This is a genomic window from Bradyrhizobium diazoefficiens (assembly GCF_016612535.1).
In the GTDB taxonomy this organism is placed as follows: Bacteria; Pseudomonadota; Alphaproteobacteria; order Rhizobiales; family Xanthobacteraceae; genus Bradyrhizobium; species Bradyrhizobium diazoefficiens_C.
Genome location: NZ_JAENXS010000001.1, coordinates 1,691,422 through 1,706,861, shown reverse-complemented (window position 1 = coordinate 1,706,861; position 15,440 = coordinate 1,691,422). Strand labels below are relative to the sequence as shown.

The window sequence follows — 15,440 nt, the reverse complement described above, 5'->3', positions numbered from 1 at the left end:
TATCGTCCGGTCTTTATTATTCAGCGCATATTCACGAGTGTGATCCTAAGCCGCCTTTGAAATTTTTCCGCGGCAAACAGGATTTTCCGGCGTGCGCGATTTCGATCAGATGGGACTCGTCGTCGATTGGGTGGATGCCTGCCGCAAGGGCGACCTCGCGATGCTGCTGGACCTCTATGCCGAAGATGCCGAGTTAAAATGCACGTGCAACGGCACGCGTCTCTATCGCGGCCGGCGCGAGCTTGAAAGCTATTGGGGACCGAAGCTCAGCGCTTTCGCGTCGGCAGGCTTTGGCCTTGAAGAGATCCATCCCGCGCAAAACGGCGTCGATCTCGAATATTCTGTCGCGGGGGCGCTGCGCGTCCGCGTGTCGTTTCTCTTCAGTGCGGAAGGCAAGATCCACAGCGCGCTGTGCGAGCCGGCGCAGCAGGGCTCGCACGATTGCGGTGCCTGTTAGGTTGATGCCCGCCCGTCTCGCACCGTTCCCACCGGCAGACGACAGCGCACATAGGTTCGCTCATCCGCCCGCAGCAGCGACAGCGAGCCGCTGAGCGCACGTACGCGCTCATGCATTCCGGTGAGGCCGCGGCCGAACACATTGTCGGCGGGAAAGCCGGCGCCGTCGTCGGAGACTTCGACCGCGAGCGCCTCGCCGGCGATGCTCGCCTGCACCTGAACGTTGCGTGCTCCGGCATGGCGCAGCACGTTGGTCAGTGCTTCCTGGATCAGCCGATAGACTGTCTGGGCCAGAGGTCCGCCGATCTCGTTCAAGCCAGGATCGAGCGCGGTCGTCAGGCTGACATGCGGCGCTTGTCGTCGAAAGTTCTGGAGCAGTGTCTGCAGGCTGGCCTCAAGCCCCAATTCCTCGATGTAGAGCGGCCGCAGCCGGTCGAGGATGGGGCGGTTGGTTTGCTGGAGCGCCTCGACCGATCGCATCACCTCTTGCACGGAGTTGCCGAGATTTCCCGTTTTCGGTGAGGATTCGCTCAACGCGATCGTGCCGGCACGGATGCTGAACAGCAGCGGGCCAAGCTCGTCATGCAGCTCGCGGGCGAGATCGCGCCGCTCATTGTCCTGAAGCGACACCAGCTGGTGCAGGAGATCGCGATTGTCCTGGCTCAATTGCGCGAGCGTGGTTGCCAGCGCATTGGCCTCCTCGCAGCTCAGGCGGATTTCCGGCGGCCCCGCGAGCGGAATCGGCATCGCGTAATCGCCACGCCGGATTCGGGTGAGTCCTGCGCCGAGATTTTGCAGCGGTCGCAGTGTGGACCCTGCGAAGACATAGGCGATCGTTCCGGTCAACACCATCAGCACCGCAACGAGGCTCGTGAGGGCCAAAAAGGCGATCCATTTTTCGAACAGGTCGGCCGACAGGTCGGGCACGAACACGATGTCACCAACTTGCCTGTCCTGGATAGTGACGGGAGATGCCGCGTCCATCTCCGGGATGGCGATCAGGTCTACGAACCATCGCGGCACGCCATGCACATTCCGCAGGCCGTCCTTCGCCGAGGGCACAGTACCCGCTTCCACGGACCGGAATTGAATATCAGAGGAGGGATCCAGGGAACGGACGAACGCGTCGAGTACTTTCCGTGGATTATCCGATGCGCCGAGAGCGCTGTTGAGTGCGACAGCGACGGTCCGGGTCGAGCGTCGGCCCGGCTCATTCTCATCGGCCAGCTGACCGGTGGCAAATGCCTGGAGCAGTACGCCGCCCATGGCCAACGCAGCGACAAAGCTCAAGCCGAGCGGAAGAAACAGTTGGGTTCTGAACGAGAGCCGTTGCCACATTAGGTCAATTCTAACGCGCATTGGCGGGATTTTCTCTTTCCATTTGTTCCTGCCGGTCTATGAGTCGAACAAACAGAGAGCGCGCGATGCAAGATACCGCCAAGCCGGCGATCAGGGTTTTGATCGTCGACGACCATCCTGTGGTGCTGTCGGGATGTCGCACCTTGTTTTCGTCTGACCATTCGATCCGGATCGAGGAGGCGAGCGACGCCAAATCAGGGCACCGGGCCTATATCAGCAAGCGTCCTGACGTGACCGTGATCGACATCAGCCTGCCCGACGTCTCCGGCTTCGAGCTGATGCGCCGGATCCGCAAGGACGACCCGGACGCCAAGATCATCATGTTCAGCATGAACGACGATCCGGCCTTCGTGGTGCGCGCGGTCGAGCTGGGGGCGCAGGGCTACGTCTCCAAAGGCGACGATCCGCGGATCCTGCTCAAGGCCGTGCGCAAGGTGGTCGCAGGCGACAATTTCATCTCGCCGCAGCTCGCGGAGGCCGTGACGTTCTCGGGCGCCGCGATCAAGGCCAATCCTGCCTCGCAGATGACGCCGCGGGAGCTCGAGATTCTCCGCCTGCTCGGGCGTGGCAACAAGATCGTTGAGGTCGCGGAAGCGCTCGGCATCTCCTACAAAACGGTCGCCAACACCACGTCCCTGCTCAAGCAGAAATTAGGGGCCAAGAATCACTCTGATCTGATCCGGATCGCCGTGGAAATCGGGATGAACTGATACCGGCAGGGACCGAACCGGCTGCTCCAGGATGCAGCCGGTTCGGCCGCGGATGAGCGCTGCCGTTCATCCGGGCAATGGGTGGACAACGGCTGACACCTTCCGCCGACACAATGGGTCGACGAGGCGTTCGTTCCTTGTTCGATGCATCGATCCGGGAAAAAACGGCACTGAGGCCGAGTGCGGAGCAGTCTGATGGCCGGCGCTGCCGAGGTCCATCGGGAAAAACAGGAACATTTCGGCTGCGCGCGCCGTTTTTCTCCTTGACGATCCCATGACGGGTGACGATAGCTCGAACGAATGATTTCAGGGGCAGGCGCCCCGACGCGGAAACCAGGTCTGCACACATCAACGACAGACCTTCCAGGAGGGGGCTGCGGCATCGCCGCAGCCCTTTTTCGTTGGGCAGGACGTGGCCGGGAAGCGGTTTCCTGATGCCGCAAAACACTCTATGGTGCCGGGAGCGCCCCTGAGGCGGACTAGGAATATCGTGAAATCAAAGGCTTATGGCCCGGATTCAGGCCGGCTTGGCCTTTGGAGGGCAGTTTGACTCGTTATATTTCGACCCGGGGCGAGGCCCCCGAGCTGGGCTTCTGCGACGTGATGCTGACCGGGCTTGCCCGCGACGGGGGCCTGTATGTGCCGGTGACCTGGCCGCAGCTCTCAGTCGAGACCATTGCCGGCTTCTTTGGCCGCCCCTACTGGGAAGTCGCGGTCGAAATCATCCGTCCCTTTGTCGGTGGTGAGATTTCGGACGCGGACCTCGGCCGCATGGCGAACGAGGCTTACGCCACCTTCCGTCATCCGGCCGTGGTGCCGCTGCGTCAGATGTCGCCACATCAATTCGTGCTGGAGCTGTTCCACGGTCCGACGCTCGCCTTCAAGGACGTGGCGATGCAGCTGATCTCGCGGCTGATGGACCATGTGCTGGCCAAGCGCGACCAGCGCACCACCATCGTGGTCGCGACCTCCGGCGACACCGGCGGCGCCGCAGTCGATGCGTTCGCGGGACTGGAGAATGTCGACCTCGTCGTGCTGTTTCCGCACAAGCGCATCTCCGAGGTGCAGCAGCGGATGATGACGACGACGGGCGCCGCCAACGTCCACGCGCTCGCCATCGAGGGTAATTTCGACGATTGCCAGGCCCTCGTGAAGGGGATGTTCAACAACCATCGCTTCCGCGATGCAACCTCGCTGTCCGGCGTCAATTCGATCAACTGGGCGCGCATCGTCGCGCAAGTGGTCTATTACTTCACCTCCGCAGTCGCCGCCGGCGCGCCGGCGCGCGCAGTGGATTTCATCGTGCCGACCGGCAATTTCGGCGATATTTTTGCCGGCTACGTCGCCAAGCGCACGGGCCTTCCGGTGCGGACGCTGCGCATTGCCGCCAACGTCAACGACATTCTCGCCCGCACGCTCAAGACCGGCATCTACGAGGTGCGCGAGGTGCACGCCACGGCATCGCCGTCGATGGACATCCAGATCTCCTCGAATTTCGAGCGGCTGCTGTTCGAGGCGGGCCGGCGCGATGCGGCCGGCGTGCGCCGGCTGATGGAGCAGCTGAAACAGTCCGGGCGCTTCGTGCTGCCCGACGCCACGCTCGCCGCGATCCGCCAAGAATTCGACGCCGGCCGTGCCGACGAAACCGAAACCGCGGCTGCGATCCGCGCCGCCTGGCGCGAGGCCGGCGAACTCGTCGATCCCCACACGGCCGTGGCGCTCGCCGTCGCCGACCGCGACACCACCGACACGACCGTGCCCAACATCGTGCTTTCGACTGCGCATCCCGCCAAATTCCCGGACGCCGTGGAGGCCGCCTGCGGCCAGCGGCCGCAACTGCCAGCATGGCTCGACGGTCTCATGACCAAATCCGAACACATGAAGGTGATGAAGAACGATCAGAGCGAGGTGGAGCGGTTCGTGCTGTCGGTCAGCCGCGCCGCAAAACAGGGAGTTGCCGGATGAGCGTCGAGATTTCCAAGCTTGCGTCCGGCCTGACCGTCGTCACCGACAACATGCCCCATCTCGAGACCGCCGCGCTCGGCGTCTGGGCCGGCGTCGGCGGCCGCGACGAGAAGCCGAACGAGCACGGCATCTCCCACCTCCTCGAGCACATGGCGTTCAAGGGCACCACGGGGCGCTCCTCGCGCGAGATCGTGGAGGAGATCGAGGCCGTCGGCGGCGACCTCAATGCCGGCACCTCGACCGAGACGACGTCCTATTATGCCCGTGTGATGAAGGCCGATGTGCCGCTGGCGCTCGACGTGCTGGCCGACATCCTCGCCAATCCCGCCTTCGAGCCCGAAGAGCTCGAGCGCGAGAAGAACGTCATCGTGCAGGAGATCGGCGCGGCGCAGGATACGCCCGACGACGTCGTGTTCGAGCATCTCAACGAGCTCTGCTATCCCGACCAGCCGATGGGCCGCTCGCTGCTCGGCACCGCCAAGACGCTGAAAGGCTTCAACCGCGACATGCTGCGCGGCTATCTTTCGACGCATTACCGCGGCCCCGACATGGTGGTGGCGGCGGCCGGCGCCGTCGATCACAAGCAAGTCGTCGCCGAGGTCGAAAAGCGCTTTGCGAGTTTTGAGGGAACGCCGGGGCCCAAGCCTCAGGCCGCCCAGTTCGGCAAGGGCGGCGCCAAGGTCGTGCATCGCGAGCTCGAGCAGGCGCACCTGACGCTGGCGCTGGAAGGCGTGCCGCAGAGCGATCTGTCGCTGTTCTCGCTTCAGGTCTTCACCAACCTCCTCGGCGGCGGAATGTCGTCGCGGCTGTTCCAGGAAGTGCGCGAGAAGCGCGGCCTCTGCTACTCCATCTATTCCTTCCACGCGCCCTATACCGACACCGGTTTCTTCGGCCTCTACACCGGCACCGATCCCGCCGACGCGCCGGAGATGATGGAAGTCGTTATCGACGTCATGAATGATTCGGTGGAAACGCTGACCGAGGCCGAGATCGCCCGCGCCAAGGCGCAGATGAAGGCGGGTCTCCTGATGGCGCTGGAGAGCTGCTCGTCGCGCGCCGAGCAGCTTGCCCGGCACGTGCTGGCCTATGGCCGGCCGCAGACGGTGCAGGAGCTGGTGGCCCGGATCGACGCCGTCAGCGTCGAATCGACCCGGGACGCGGCGCGTGCACTGCTTTCGCGCAGCCGCCCTGCGGTAGTCGCATTGGGCAGCGGCAGGGGTCTGGACACGGCGGTGTCTTTTGCGGAAGGATTGACCAAGGCGCGCGCCAAGGCCCGGCTGCATTAGGAGCCGCGCAAGGCCGGCCCCCGGGAAGCATCACCATGGCCCTCTTTCGCCTGCCATCCAGTGGACCTGCCGCTCTCGCCCCCCGTGGCAACGGGCTGTTGCTCCGCGCGCCGCAGATGTCCGACTTCTTGCAATGGGCGCATCTGCGCGAGACCAGCCGCGATTACCTGACGCCGTGGGAGCCGATCTGGCCGTCGGACGATCTCACCCGCTCAGGCTTCCGCCGCCGCCTGCGCCGCTATTCCGAGGATATCGCCGCCGACCGCTCCTATCCCTTTCTGGTCTTCCGCGAACTCGACGGGGCCATGGTCGGCGGCATCACGCTCGCCAATGTCCGGCGCGGCATCGTCCAGGCCGGCACCATCGGCTATTGGGTCGGCCAGCCCCATGCCCACCGCGGCTACATGACGGCGGCGCTGCGGGTGCTGCTGCCGACGCTGTTCGGCGAGCTCAATTTGCACCGGGTCGAGGCCGCCTGCATCCCCACCAATGTGCCGTCGATCCGGGTGCTGGAGAAGTGCGGCTTCTCCCGCGAGGGGCTGGCGCGCCGCTATCTCTGCATCAACGGAATCTGGCAGGATCATTTGTTGTTTGGCCTGTTGCACGAGGATTTCCGCGGCTGAGCCGGACTTGCTCCCGCACCGAAGTCAGCTTTTTTCCTGCCTTGTTTTCTCGCCTTGGGATCGCCGACTTTGGCGATATAACCCGCTGGTCGGCCGGTGATCGGCCGGGATGTTGTCGCCGGGATGTTGTCATGGAGTACAGCGGTTCATGAAGGAGCTTCGCTCATTGCGGAAGGCGCTGCGGCGGGGTCCGGTGATCGCGCTGGCGCTGTCGGTGTCATTCGCGGCCGTCTCGCCGGTCGCGGCGCAGTCGCTGACCGACCGCTTCAAGAGCCTGTTCGGCGGCAAGTCCGACGAGCCGGCCCAGCCGAAGCCGGCGCCGGCCCCGGGTCAGCCGCCGGCCGATGACGATATCGATTGCCCGCAGGTCACGGTGCGTGCCGGAGCATCCACCTATGGGGTCGGGGTGACCGGCAAGCCGGCCGTCGGCAACGACGTGCGCTTCCAGGCCTCGATCACCAAGATGGCGCGCGAATGCGTCCGCAATGGCGGCGAGATCACTGCGCGCATCGGCATCCAGGGCCGCGTCATCGCGGGCCCCGCCGGCGCGCCCTCCACGGTCGAGGTCCCCCTGCGCGTCGCCGTGGTGCAGGGCGGCGTCGGCGAGAAGGTGATCGCCTCGAAGGCCTACCGGACCACGGTCGAGATGTCGGAAGGCGGCAGTGTGCCCTTCACGTTCGTCGCCGAGGACCTGTCCTATCCTGTGCCGACAGCCGCGACCGCTGATTCCTATATCTTCTATGTCGGCTTCGACCCGCAGGCGCTCTCGCCCGAGCCGAAGCCGCGGGGGAGGAGGAAGTAAGGTCTCGTGCCCCCGGACGCGGCGCAGCGCGCAGCGGTGCGACGCAGAGCCGGGACACGAGAGTCTTGCAGACAACAAAAAAGCCGGCGCTCATCGCGCCGGCTTTTTGATGGGTGAGGCGTCTACCCTCAGTTCAGCTTCTGCCGGACTTCGGTGATGCCCTTGGCGAGCAGATCGTCGGCGACCGAGCCTTTGACCGACTGCGACAGGATCGCGGAGGCGGCCTGCACGGCGGCTTCCGCGGCTGCGGCGCGGACATCGGCGACCGCCTGGGCCTCGGCGAGCGCGATCTTGCTCTCCGCGGTCTTGGTGCGACGTGCCACGAAGTCTTCCATCTTCGCCTTGGCTTCAGCCGCGATGCGCTCGGCTTCGGACTTGGCGTTGGCGATGATGTCGGCGGCCTCGCGCTCGGCCGTGGCGCTGCGGGCCTTGTAGTCGGCGAGCACCTTGGCCGCTTCCTGCTTGAGGCGCGTCGCGTCGTCGAGCTCGGCCTTGATGCGTTCGGCGCGGTGATCGAGCGCTTTCATCGCGGTCTTGAAGACCCCGAGATAGCCGAACACGACCATCAGGATCACGAAAGCGACGGCGACCCAGAATTCAGGTTCGAAGAACATATCCACTAACCCTTCAAGGACGCGTCAACGGCGGCATTGACTGACGCTGCATCCGGAACGACGCCCGTGAGCTGCTGCACGATCTGGCCTGCCGCATCGGCCGCGATGCCGCGGACGTTGCTCATGGCGGTTGTGCGGGTCGAGGCGATGGTCTTTTCCGCCTCGGCGAGCTTGGTCGCCAACTGGTCTTCCAGCACCTTGCGCTCGGCTTCGGCTAGCGCATTCGCCTTGTCGCGGGATTCGTTGCCGATCGCCTGTGCCCGCGTGCGCGCCGAAGCGAGCTCGCCTTCATAGGCCTTCAGCGCCGCGTCGGACTGGTCCTTCAGCTTCTGCGCTTCGGCGAGGTCACCCTCGATCTTGTTCTGACGCGCTTCGATCGCACCGCCGACGCGCGGCAAAGCGAGCTTGGACACGATCACGTAAAGAACGACGAAGAAGATCGCGAGCGACACCAGCTGTGAAGCGAAAGTGCTGCTCTCGAACGGCGGAAAGCCGCCACCGTGACCACCTTCGGTCTCGGTATGGGCGCCCACTGCTGGATCTTTTGCGCCGCCATGACTCTCAGCCATGGAGATCTCCTGTTGCTGTCATGCGCACCGCTTCGGTCGAAGCGGCGCGAAGAACGTCGTCCTCAGAGCGGAACGAACAGCAGCAGCAGCGCGATCAGCAGCGAGAAAATGCCGAGCGCTTCGGTCACGGCGAAGCCGAAGATCAGGTTGCCGAACTGGCCCTGAGCGGCGGACGGGTTGCGAACGGCTGCGGCGAGGTAGTTGCCGAAGATCACGCCGACGCCGACGCCCGCGCCGCCCATGCCGATGCATGCGATGCCCGCGCCGATGAGTTTTGCAGATGCCGGATCCATTTTAGACTCCTTGGAAGAAAGATTGGGTTTTGGGTGGAATTCCCCGGACCGCTCAGTGTCCCGGATGAATGGCGTCGTTGAGGTAGATGCAGGTCAGGATCGCAAACACATAGGCTTGCAGGAACGCGACCAGAATCTCGAGGGCGTACAGCGCGATCGTCAGCGCCAGCGGCAGCACGCCGCCGACCCAGCCGACGGCGCCGAGTGAGAAGCCGAGCATGGCGACGAAGCCCGCGAACACCTTCAACGCGATGTGGCCGGCCAGCATGTTGGCGAACAGACGGACGCTGTGGGAAACCGGCCGCAGGAAGAACGACAGGATCTCGATGAACATCACCAGCGGCAGGATGTAGCCGGGAACGCCGTGGGGAACGAAAATGCTGAAGAATTTCAGGCCGTTCTTGTAGACGCCGTAGATCAGGACGGTGAAGAAGACCAGCAGGGCGAGCGCCGCCGTCACGATCAGATGGCTGGAGATCGTGAAGGTATAGGGGATGACGCCGACCAGGTTCGAGACGCAGAGGAACATGAACAGCGAGAAGATCAGCGGAAAGAACTTCATGCCTTCCGCGCCAGCGGTCGAACGGATCGTCGACGCCACGAACTCGTAGGAGATCTCGGCGACCGACTGGAGGCGCCCGGGAACCAGCTGCGTGCCGCTGGCAAGCATCAGGAACGAGATCACTGCCACTGCGACCAGCATGTAGAGCGATGAATTGGTGAAGGCGATCGTGTGATTGCCGATATGGCCGATCGTGAAGAGAGGCTCGATGTTGAACTGGTGGATCGGATCGATTTTCATCGGCGCGGCATCTCTTGGTCTGCCGGGCGATGCCGGCTGGTCTCGGTCTGCCGGCCGGGCCGGCCCGCACCGGCGAAGCCGGCGCGAAAATTCCTGTCCTGGTGTCGGATCGGCTTAAGAACCACCGCGCCCGTTCTGACCCGCGCCCGCCGTTCTCACCACATTCACCACGCCGGCGACGAAGCCCAGCAGCAGGAACACGATAAATCCGAAAGGCGACGTCGACAGCAAGCGGTCGAAACCCCAGCCAATCCCCGCTCCGACAACGACACCGGCGACCAACTCGGAGGATAACCGAAAACCAAGCGCCATCGCCGAGGCTCTGGCCGCTCTGTCTTCTCCGTCACCTGCGGGTTGCTCGGTCTTGACGTGGCGGCCGCGAAATTCGGACAACCGCTGATCAAGATTTCCGAGCCGTTCGGAAAGCGCAGCTTCCTCGGGCGATCTATCGCGATCTCCATTCTCGCCGTGTCCCGTGTCTTGAGCCATGCCACGAAGACCAGAAACGCTGCGGTTGAATGGAAATTACGCCCGCCACCCTCAAAAGCCGCGCGGACCATACTGACCGCACATAATCAAGTCAAGCCAAGTCACGATCGCGTCGTGTTCAGTTATGTATCTGATTTTATTTACGATATTGCCTTTCGCGTCAGCGCTGCACACAGCGTGACGCCGCACCGCAGCAGCTCTCCGCGCGATCCGCCGATGCGGCCGACATTTCGCCGCGCTCCCGGGATCAAACGGACCGCCGCCATCGTTGATTTCGCAGACGCGGTTTTGGGGACGAATTCGAGCGGGCCGGCGATGCGCCGTCGCCCGCCCAGGTGTAGAATTTCACGGTGTAGAATTTCGAGGTGTAGAATTTTGGGGCGTGCCACCTTTCGCGGCGTGGCGGAGAGCGCGATGAGAGCAGCGACATCATCCACAACATCATGGCTTGCGGCAGCGATCGTTGCGCTGGCGATGGTCAGCGGTAGCCTGGTTGCCGCGCAATCCGCGCCCGACGGCGACAACGGCCGCTACAGCATGACGCCGATCCCCGACGGCGTGCTGCGGCTCGATACCCGCACCGGCACGGTCTCGACCTGCACCAAGAACGGCACCGGCTGGGCCTGCTACGCCGTGCCCGACGAGCGCTCCGCGCTCGATGCCGAGATCGGACGACTCCAGGCCGAGGTCGAGAAGCTGAAGGGGCAACTCGCCGCCGGGCCGACGGTATCCGGCAAGATCGACGAGGCGCTGCCGAAATCCGATTCCCTGAAGAAGGGCGAGCCAAAGGTCGCCGAGGGCGACCGCAAGCTCGAGATCCCGTTGCCGAGCGACCAGGACATGGACCGCATGATGTCGTTCCTGGAAAAGGCATGGCGCCGGCTGATCGACATGGCCAACCGCGTGCAGAAGGACGTGTCGGGAAAGATTTGAGCCGCAACGCGGTGGGACAAAGGCGCAAAGCGCCGTGCCCACCATCTTAAATATCGTTGCGCGAATTGGTGGGCACGCTTCGCTTTCCCCACCCTACGATAACTTTCGAAGTTGAGAGATCTGTGATGACATCAGCAAAATCCGTCACACGCTCGGCGCCATCGTCGGTGCAAGCCACCACCATCTCGTCGTCGCTGCTCACCGTGGATACGCCAGGGCGCGGCTTCACCGATCTCACCTCCGAGGTCACGAAATTCATCACGGACGTTCACGCCCGCGACGGCGCGTTGACGCTGTTTATCCGCCACACCTCGGCGTCACTGACAATCCAGGAGAATGCCGATCCATCCGTCCTCGTCGATCTCACCACGGCGCTGTCACGGCTTGCGCCGGAGAATGCGCCCTGGACGCATGACACCGAAGGACCCGACGATATGCCCGCGCACGTCAAGACGATGCTGACAGGGACCTCGCTGCACGTGCCGGTCCTGAACGGCAAGCTCGCGCTCGGCACCTGGCAGGCGATCTATCTGATCGAGCATCGCAGCCGCCCACACCGGCGCGAGGTCGTCCTGCAATTCATCGGCGAAACACGCTGACTGACGGTCGCTGACAAAAAAACGGCCGCGGAAGCCGCGGCCGTTTGGTTCTCACTGGCGCGACGTCACGCCGGTCAATGTCGACTAAAGCGGGATGGTGTTAGCTTGAATCGATTTGGGATTCCCAAATCAGCTTGTTTCTGATTCACCATGCTGGCTGGGCGGAGGCCAGCATGGATGGGCAAGCCTTATTCTCTGGATCTTCGCAAGCGTGTCGTGGCCGCTATTGAGGGCGGGATGTCCCGCAATCAAGCCGCCAAGCGGTTCGGAGTGGCAATCAGCACGGCAATTGGCTGGATGAAGCGGGTCGAGAAGACCGGCAGCGTCGAGCCTGGCCAGATGGGCGGTCACAAGCCGAAGGCGGTTTCGGGAGACCACGCCGTCTGGCTATCGCAACGGATCAAGGCCGGCGATTTCACCATACGCGGGCTCGTTGCCGAGCTTGCCGGACGCGGCCTGAAGGTCGATTACCACTCGGTGTGGGACTTCGTGCATGCCGAGAAGCTCAGCTTCAAAAAAAAGCGTGGCGGCTGGCGAACGCGATCGACCCGAGGTCGCGCGGCGGCGAGCCCAGTGGACAAAGTATCAAGATCGCGTCGAAGCTGAGCGCCTGGTCTTCATCGACGAGACCTGGACCAGGACCGATATGGCGCCCTTGCGGGGATGGGCGCCGCGCGGAGACAGACTTCACGCCAAAGTGCCCCACGGCCGCTGGAAGACCATGACCTTCCTGGCGGCTCTGCGGCATGATCGGATCGATGCGCCATGGTTCATCGAGGGGCCGATCGATGGCGCGAGCTTTCGTACCTATGTCGAAAAGGTTCTACTGCCCGTCCTTCGGCCCGGCGATATCGTCGTCTTGGACAACCTCGGCAGCCACAGGAGCAAAGCAGTTCGCCAGCTCATCCGTTCGGTCGGCGCCAAACTGTTCTTCCTGCCAAAATACTCGCCCGACTTGAACCCGATCGAACAGGTCTTTGCCAAGCTCAAGCACCTGCTTCGCAAAGCTGCCGCGCGAACTGTCGATGCGGTCTGCGCTGCAATCGGCCACGCACTCGATGCCTTCACACCCGTGGAATGCGCCAACTACCTCAAAAATTCAGGATATCGAACTTAATGCCATCACGCTTTAGGTCTGCTTGATGTCGACGTCCTTGGTCTCCGGCAGGAACAGGAAGCCGACCACGAGGCTCATCGCGGCAATGGCGACCGGGTACCACAGGCCGGAATAGATGTTCCCGGTTGCGGCCACGATCGCGAATACCGTCGCGGGCAGGAAGCCGCCGAACCAGCCGTTGCCGATATGGTAAGGCAGCGACATGCCGCTGTAGCGGATGCGGCTCGGGAACAATTCAACCAGCCAGGCGGCGATAGGCGCGTAGACCAGCGTCACGTAGACCACGAGCAACCAAAGCAGGAACACGGTCATCACGTAGTTGATGTCGTTGGGGTCGGCCGAAGCCGGATAGCCGTGGGCCTTGATCGCGGCGGGCAGCGCCTTGGCGAAATCGGGAGACGTCGCATTCAGCGCCTGCTCGCCGATCTTGACCTGGGCCGGCGTTCCCTTCGGGGCCTCCTCGGTCCGGTAGTTCACCGAAAGATTGACGAGCGCCGCCTTGGCGATGTCGCAGCCCGTGGTGAATTTCTCGGTACCCGTTGCCTTGAACTGGAACGAGCATTCGCTGGGATCAGCGATCACCGTGACGGGAGACGCGGCCAGCGCCGCTTCCAGCTTCGGGTTGGCGAAGTGGGTGATTCCCTTGAAGATCGGGAAATACGTCACTGCCGCCAGGAGGAAGCCCGCGAGGATGATCGGCTTGCGGCCGATCTTGTCCGACAGGATTCCGAAGATGACGAAGAAGGGCGTACCGAGCGCGAGCGCGATCACGATCATGATCTGTGCGGTGACCGCAGGGACCTTGAGGGTTTGGGTGAGGAAGAACAGCGCGTAGAATTGTCCGCCGTACCAAACCACGGCTTCACCGGCGGTGGCGCCAAACAGCGCCAGGATGGCGATCTTTGCGTTGCCCCACTCGCCGAAGGCTTCGGAGAGCGGACGCTTGGATGTCTTGCCCTCCTCCTTCATCTTCTGGAACACAGGTGACTCGTTCAGGCTCAAACGGATCCAGACCGAGACGACCAGCAGAACGCCGGACAGCAGGAAGGGCACGCGCCATCCCCAATCGCCGAAGGATTCTTCGCCCATCGCGGTCCGGATGCCGAGAATGAGCAGCAGCGCGAGGAACAGTCCCAGCGTCGCCGTGGTCTGGATCCACGACGTATAGTAGCCGCGCTTGTTCTGTGGCGCATGTTCGGCGACATAGGTCGCCGCGCCGCCATACTCACCGCCCAGGGCGAGGCCCTGCACGAGACGGAGCCCAATCAGCACGATCGGCGCGGCGATGCCCCAGGTTGCGTAACCCGGCAGAAGGCCGATGAAGAACGTGCCCACGCCCATCAGGGTCATGGTGATGAGGAAGGTGTATTTGCGTCCGATCATGTCGCCGAGGCGACCGAAGATCAGCGCACCGAACGGGCGAACCGCAAAGCCGGCGGCGAAGGCGAGCAGCGCGAAGATGAAGCCGACGTTCGGCGGAACGTTGGAGAAAAAATATTTTGCGAGGAAGGCTCCGAGCGTGCCGTAGATGTAGAAGTCGTACCATTCGAAGACAGTGCCGAGAGAGGAGGCGAAGATGACCTTCCTCTCCTCGGCAGTCATTCCTCTCGTGCGGACACCTGTGCCCGCTGCTGCAGCCATGGTCATCGTTTCGCTCCCCGTAAGCTGATGCAAATCCCTGCGCCCGGATGCCGGGTCTCCATAGGACCTTGACTCAAAGTAACATCGGCGTGAAACCGGTCCCAATACGACTTTCGGCCTTGCGCACTGACACGCAACTGACGGTGCGGATATATAGTGCAGCGCCGCGACGCTCGGCGGCGGATTAACCCCTTTCCCGCAAAGGCATAATGTGCCCTTGCATGCCACGGCCGGCCGGGGGAAGAATTGACCATTGTGCCGGTTCGGACTACTGGCCGGGTTGTGAACGACAGCAAGAGATCCAAGAGCTCGATGAGCGCTCCCTCCACCCATCTCGTCATAGCCGATGACCATCCGCTGTTCCGCGACGCACTGCGGCAGGCGGTGGCGAGCGTCCTGAGCACGGCCAAGATCGACGAGGCCGGGTCGTTCGAGGATCTGACGAAGCTGCTGGAGCAGACCTCCGACGTCGATCTGGTCCTGCTCGATCTCTCGATGCCCGGCATCTCCGGCTTTTCCGGCCTGATCTATCTGCGCGCGCAATATCCGGCGATCCCGGTGGTGATCGTCTCGGCCTCCGACGACAGCGCCACGATCCGGCGCTCGCTCGATTTCGGCGCCTCCGGCTTCATCCCGAAGCGGTTCGGCGTCGAGACGCTGCGCGACGCCATCCTCAAAGTGATGGAGGGGGACGTCTGGGTTCCCGCCGACACTGACCTGTCGGCCGCCGCCGACCCCGACATGACGCGCCTGCGCGACCGCCTGGTGACGCTGACGCCGCAGCAGGTGCGCGTGTTGATGATGCTGTCGGAGGGACTGCTCAACAAGCAGATCGCCTACGAGCTCGGCGTCTCCGAGGCCACCATCAAGGCGCACGTCTCGGCGATCCTGCAAAAGCTCGGCGTCGAGAGCCGGACTCAAGCGGTGATCGCGGCGGCGAAGATCGCCGGCGGCCAGTGGAAGCAGGGCACGCCGACGGGGTAGTCGCGTTTACTCTTAAGTCGCGGATGTCCGCTCCTGAGGGCAGAGCGGCGTGATTCTGTTCGTAAAGAGCATTGCCGGTTTGACCCCAAGCTGACCTCGAGAAGGGAGCGGGAGTTGTTTCCGCTTCGAGCCCATCCTCGGCTTCAATATTGCATCATGTTGGACCGCCGGGCCGCCGACCGGCCCGACATCACTTCA

The 15,440-nt window shown here is 63.4% G+C and carries 17 protein-coding genes; 10 read left to right on the top strand and 7 right to left on the bottom strand.

The window, feature by feature from the left end; genetic code table 11:
• Positions 1-91 precede the first annotated feature (91 nt).
• Positions 92-457 (top strand): nuclear transport factor 2 family protein, encoded by a 366-nt coding sequence (locus JJE66_RS08030; protein WP_200513681.1) that lies wholly within the window; start codon positions 92-94, stop codon positions 455-457.
• On the opposite strand, the gene JJE66_RS08025 is transcribed toward JJE66_RS08030, so the two are convergent.
• Entirely contained in the window at positions 454-1,794 is a 1,341-nt protein-coding gene (locus JJE66_RS08025) for a histidine kinase (protein WP_200513680.1), read from the bottom strand. The genes JJE66_RS08030 and JJE66_RS08025 overlap by 4 nt on opposite strands.
• Before the next feature lie 86 nt (positions 1,795-1,880).
• On the opposite strand from JJE66_RS08025, the gene JJE66_RS08020 reads away from it, so the two are divergent.
• The 5 genes from JJE66_RS08020 to JJE66_RS08000 all read left to right on the top strand — a co-directional run bounded on the left by JJE66_RS08020 (position 1,881) and on the right by JJE66_RS08000 (position 7,201).
• On the top strand, positions 1,881-2,525 hold the full coding sequence (locus tag JJE66_RS08020) for a response regulator transcription factor (RefSeq protein ID WP_200513679.1): 645 nt from the start codon (positions 1,881-1,883) through the stop codon (positions 2,523-2,525).
• A 546-nt stretch (positions 2,526-3,071) separates the two neighbouring features.
• The gene (gene thrC / locus JJE66_RS08015; RefSeq protein ID WP_200513678.1) at positions 3,072-4,490 is read left to right on the top strand and encodes a threonine synthase; all 1,419 of its coding nucleotides are present in this window, start codon (positions 3,072-3,074) and stop codon (positions 4,488-4,490) included.
• Positions 4,487-5,776 (top strand): pitrilysin family protein, encoded by a 1,290-nt coding sequence (locus tag JJE66_RS08010; RefSeq protein WP_200513677.1) that lies wholly within the window; start codon positions 4,487-4,489, stop codon positions 5,774-5,776. Before thrC ends, JJE66_RS08010 begins: the two co-directional genes overlap by 4 nt.
• Positions 5,777-5,811: 35 nt before the next feature.
• The gene (locus JJE66_RS08005; RefSeq protein WP_200513676.1) at positions 5,812-6,399 is read left to right on the top strand and encodes a GNAT family N-acetyltransferase; all 588 of its coding nucleotides are present in this window, start codon (positions 5,812-5,814) and stop codon (positions 6,397-6,399) included.
• A 148-nt stretch (positions 6,400-6,547) separates the two neighbouring features.
• Positions 6,548-7,201: a hypothetical protein gene (locus tag JJE66_RS08000; protein ID WP_200513675.1), complete on the top strand. Its 654-nt coding sequence runs from the start codon at positions 6,548-6,550 to the stop codon at positions 7,199-7,201.
• A 128-nt stretch (positions 7,202-7,329) separates the two neighbouring features.
• Here the strand turns inward: JJE66_RS08000 and JJE66_RS07995 are convergent, their stop codons facing one another.
• The 5 genes from JJE66_RS07995 to JJE66_RS07975 form a co-directional block, all read right to left on the bottom strand.
• Positions 7,330-7,815 carry an ATP F0F1 synthase subunit B gene (locus tag JJE66_RS07995; protein ID WP_200513674.1) on the bottom strand — a complete coding sequence of 162 codons (486 nt, stop codon included), beginning with the start codon at positions 7,813-7,815 and terminating at the stop codon, positions 7,330-7,332.
• A 5-nt stretch (positions 7,816-7,820) separates the two neighbouring features.
• Positions 7,821-8,384 (bottom strand): F0F1 ATP synthase subunit B', encoded by a 564-nt coding sequence (locus JJE66_RS07990; RefSeq protein WP_200513673.1) that lies wholly within the window; start codon positions 8,382-8,384, stop codon positions 7,821-7,823.
• 62 nt (positions 8,385-8,446) lie between these two features.
• Positions 8,447-8,677, bottom strand: coding sequence for a F0F1 ATP synthase subunit C (locus JJE66_RS07985; protein WP_200457466.1), 231 nt, complete (start codon positions 8,675-8,677; stop codon positions 8,447-8,449).
• Between the two features lie 52 nt (positions 8,678-8,729).
• Positions 8,730-9,479: a F0F1 ATP synthase subunit A gene (locus JJE66_RS07980; protein ID WP_200513671.1), complete on the bottom strand. Its 750-nt coding sequence runs from the start codon at positions 9,477-9,479 to the stop codon at positions 8,730-8,732.
• A 114-nt stretch (positions 9,480-9,593) separates the two neighbouring features.
• On the bottom strand, positions 9,594-9,968 hold the full coding sequence (locus tag JJE66_RS07975) for an AtpZ/AtpI family protein (RefSeq protein ID WP_200513669.1): 375 nt from the start codon (positions 9,966-9,968) through the stop codon (positions 9,594-9,596).
• Positions 9,969-10,382: 414 nt separating this feature from the next.
• Here JJE66_RS07975 and JJE66_RS07970 point away from each other — a divergent pair, with 414 nt between their 5' ends.
• The 3 genes from JJE66_RS07970 (at position 10,383) to JJE66_RS07960 (ending at position 12,617) form a co-directional block, all read left to right on the top strand.
• Positions 10,383-10,901: a hypothetical protein gene (locus JJE66_RS07970; protein WP_200513667.1), complete on the top strand. Its 519-nt coding sequence runs from the start codon at positions 10,383-10,385 to the stop codon at positions 10,899-10,901.
• Positions 10,902-11,026: 125 nt separating this feature from the next.
• Complete coding sequence (locus JJE66_RS07965) at positions 11,027-11,500, top strand: secondary thiamine-phosphate synthase enzyme YjbQ (RefSeq protein ID WP_200513665.1); 474 nt, start codon at positions 11,027-11,029, stop codon at positions 11,498-11,500.
• 177 nt (positions 11,501-11,677) lie between these two features.
• Positions 11,678-12,617, top strand: a protein-coding gene (locus JJE66_RS07960) for an IS630 family transposase (protein ID WP_409362789.1) whose coding sequence is annotated in 2 segments (ribosomal slippage) — positions 11,678-12,013 and positions 12,015-12,617 — 939 coding nt in all. Because the reading frame shifts where the segments join, the coding sequence is not laid out codon by codon here.
• A 12-nt stretch (positions 12,618-12,629) separates the two neighbouring features.
• Here the strand turns inward: JJE66_RS07960 and JJE66_RS07955 are convergent.
• Positions 12,630-14,258: an MFS transporter gene (locus JJE66_RS07955; RefSeq protein WP_409362827.1), complete on the bottom strand. Its 1,629-nt coding sequence runs from the start codon at positions 14,256-14,258 to the stop codon at positions 12,630-12,632.
• Positions 14,259-14,570: 312 nt separating this feature from the next.
• Between JJE66_RS07955 and JJE66_RS07950 the strand changes: the two genes are divergently transcribed.
• The gene (locus JJE66_RS07950; RefSeq protein WP_200513663.1) at positions 14,571-15,242 is read left to right on the top strand and encodes a response regulator transcription factor; all 672 of its coding nucleotides are present in this window, start codon (positions 14,571-14,573) and stop codon (positions 15,240-15,242) included.
• The last annotated feature ends 198 nt before the right edge of the window (positions 15,243-15,440 follow it).

Coding starts and splice junctions, on each gene's coding strand:
- JJE66_RS08025 (WP_200513680.1), bottom strand. CDS start 1,794: ATGTGGCAACGGCTCTCGTTCAGAACCCAACTGTTTCTTCCGCTCGGC.
- JJE66_RS08020 (WP_200513679.1), top strand. CDS start 1,881: ATGCAAGATACCGCCAAGCCGGCGATCAGGGTTTTGATCGTCGACGAC.
- JJE66_RS08010 (WP_200513677.1), top strand. CDS start 4,487: ATGAGCGTCGAGATTTCCAAGCTTGCGTCCGGCCTGACCGTCGTCACC.
- JJE66_RS08005 (WP_200513676.1), top strand. CDS start 5,812: ATGGCCCTCTTTCGCCTGCCATCCAGTGGACCTGCCGCTCTCGCCCCC.
- JJE66_RS08000 (WP_200513675.1), top strand. CDS start 6,548: ATGAAGGAGCTTCGCTCATTGCGGAAGGCGCTGCGGCGGGGTCCGGTG.
- JJE66_RS07995 (WP_200513674.1), bottom strand. CDS start 7,815: ATGTTCTTCGAACCTGAATTCTGGGTCGCCGTCGCTTTCGTGATCCTG.
- JJE66_RS07990 (WP_200513673.1), bottom strand. CDS start 8,384: ATGGCTGAGAGTCATGGCGGCGCAAAAGATCCAGCAGTGGGCGCCCAT.
- JJE66_RS07985 (WP_200457466.1), bottom strand. CDS start 8,677: ATGGATCCGGCATCTGCAAAACTCATCGGCGCGGGCATCGCATGCATC.
- JJE66_RS07980 (WP_200513671.1), bottom strand. CDS start 9,479: ATGAAAATCGATCCGATCCACCAGTTCAACATCGAGCCTCTCTTCACG.
- JJE66_RS07975 (WP_200513669.1), bottom strand. CDS start 9,968: ATGGCTCAAGACACGGGACACGGCGAGAATGGAGATCGCGATAGATCG.
- JJE66_RS07970 (WP_200513667.1), top strand. CDS start 10,383: ATGAGAGCAGCGACATCATCCACAACATCATGGCTTGCGGCAGCGATC.
- JJE66_RS07965 (WP_200513665.1), top strand. CDS start 11,027: ATGACATCAGCAAAATCCGTCACACGCTCGGCGCCATCGTCGGTGCAA.
- JJE66_RS07955 (WP_409362827.1), bottom strand. CDS start 14,258: ATGGCTGCAGCAGCGGGCACAGGTGTCCGCACGAGAGGAATGACTGCC.
- JJE66_RS07950 (WP_200513663.1), top strand. CDS start 14,571: ATGAGCGCTCCCTCCACCCATCTCGTCATAGCCGATGACCATCCGCTG.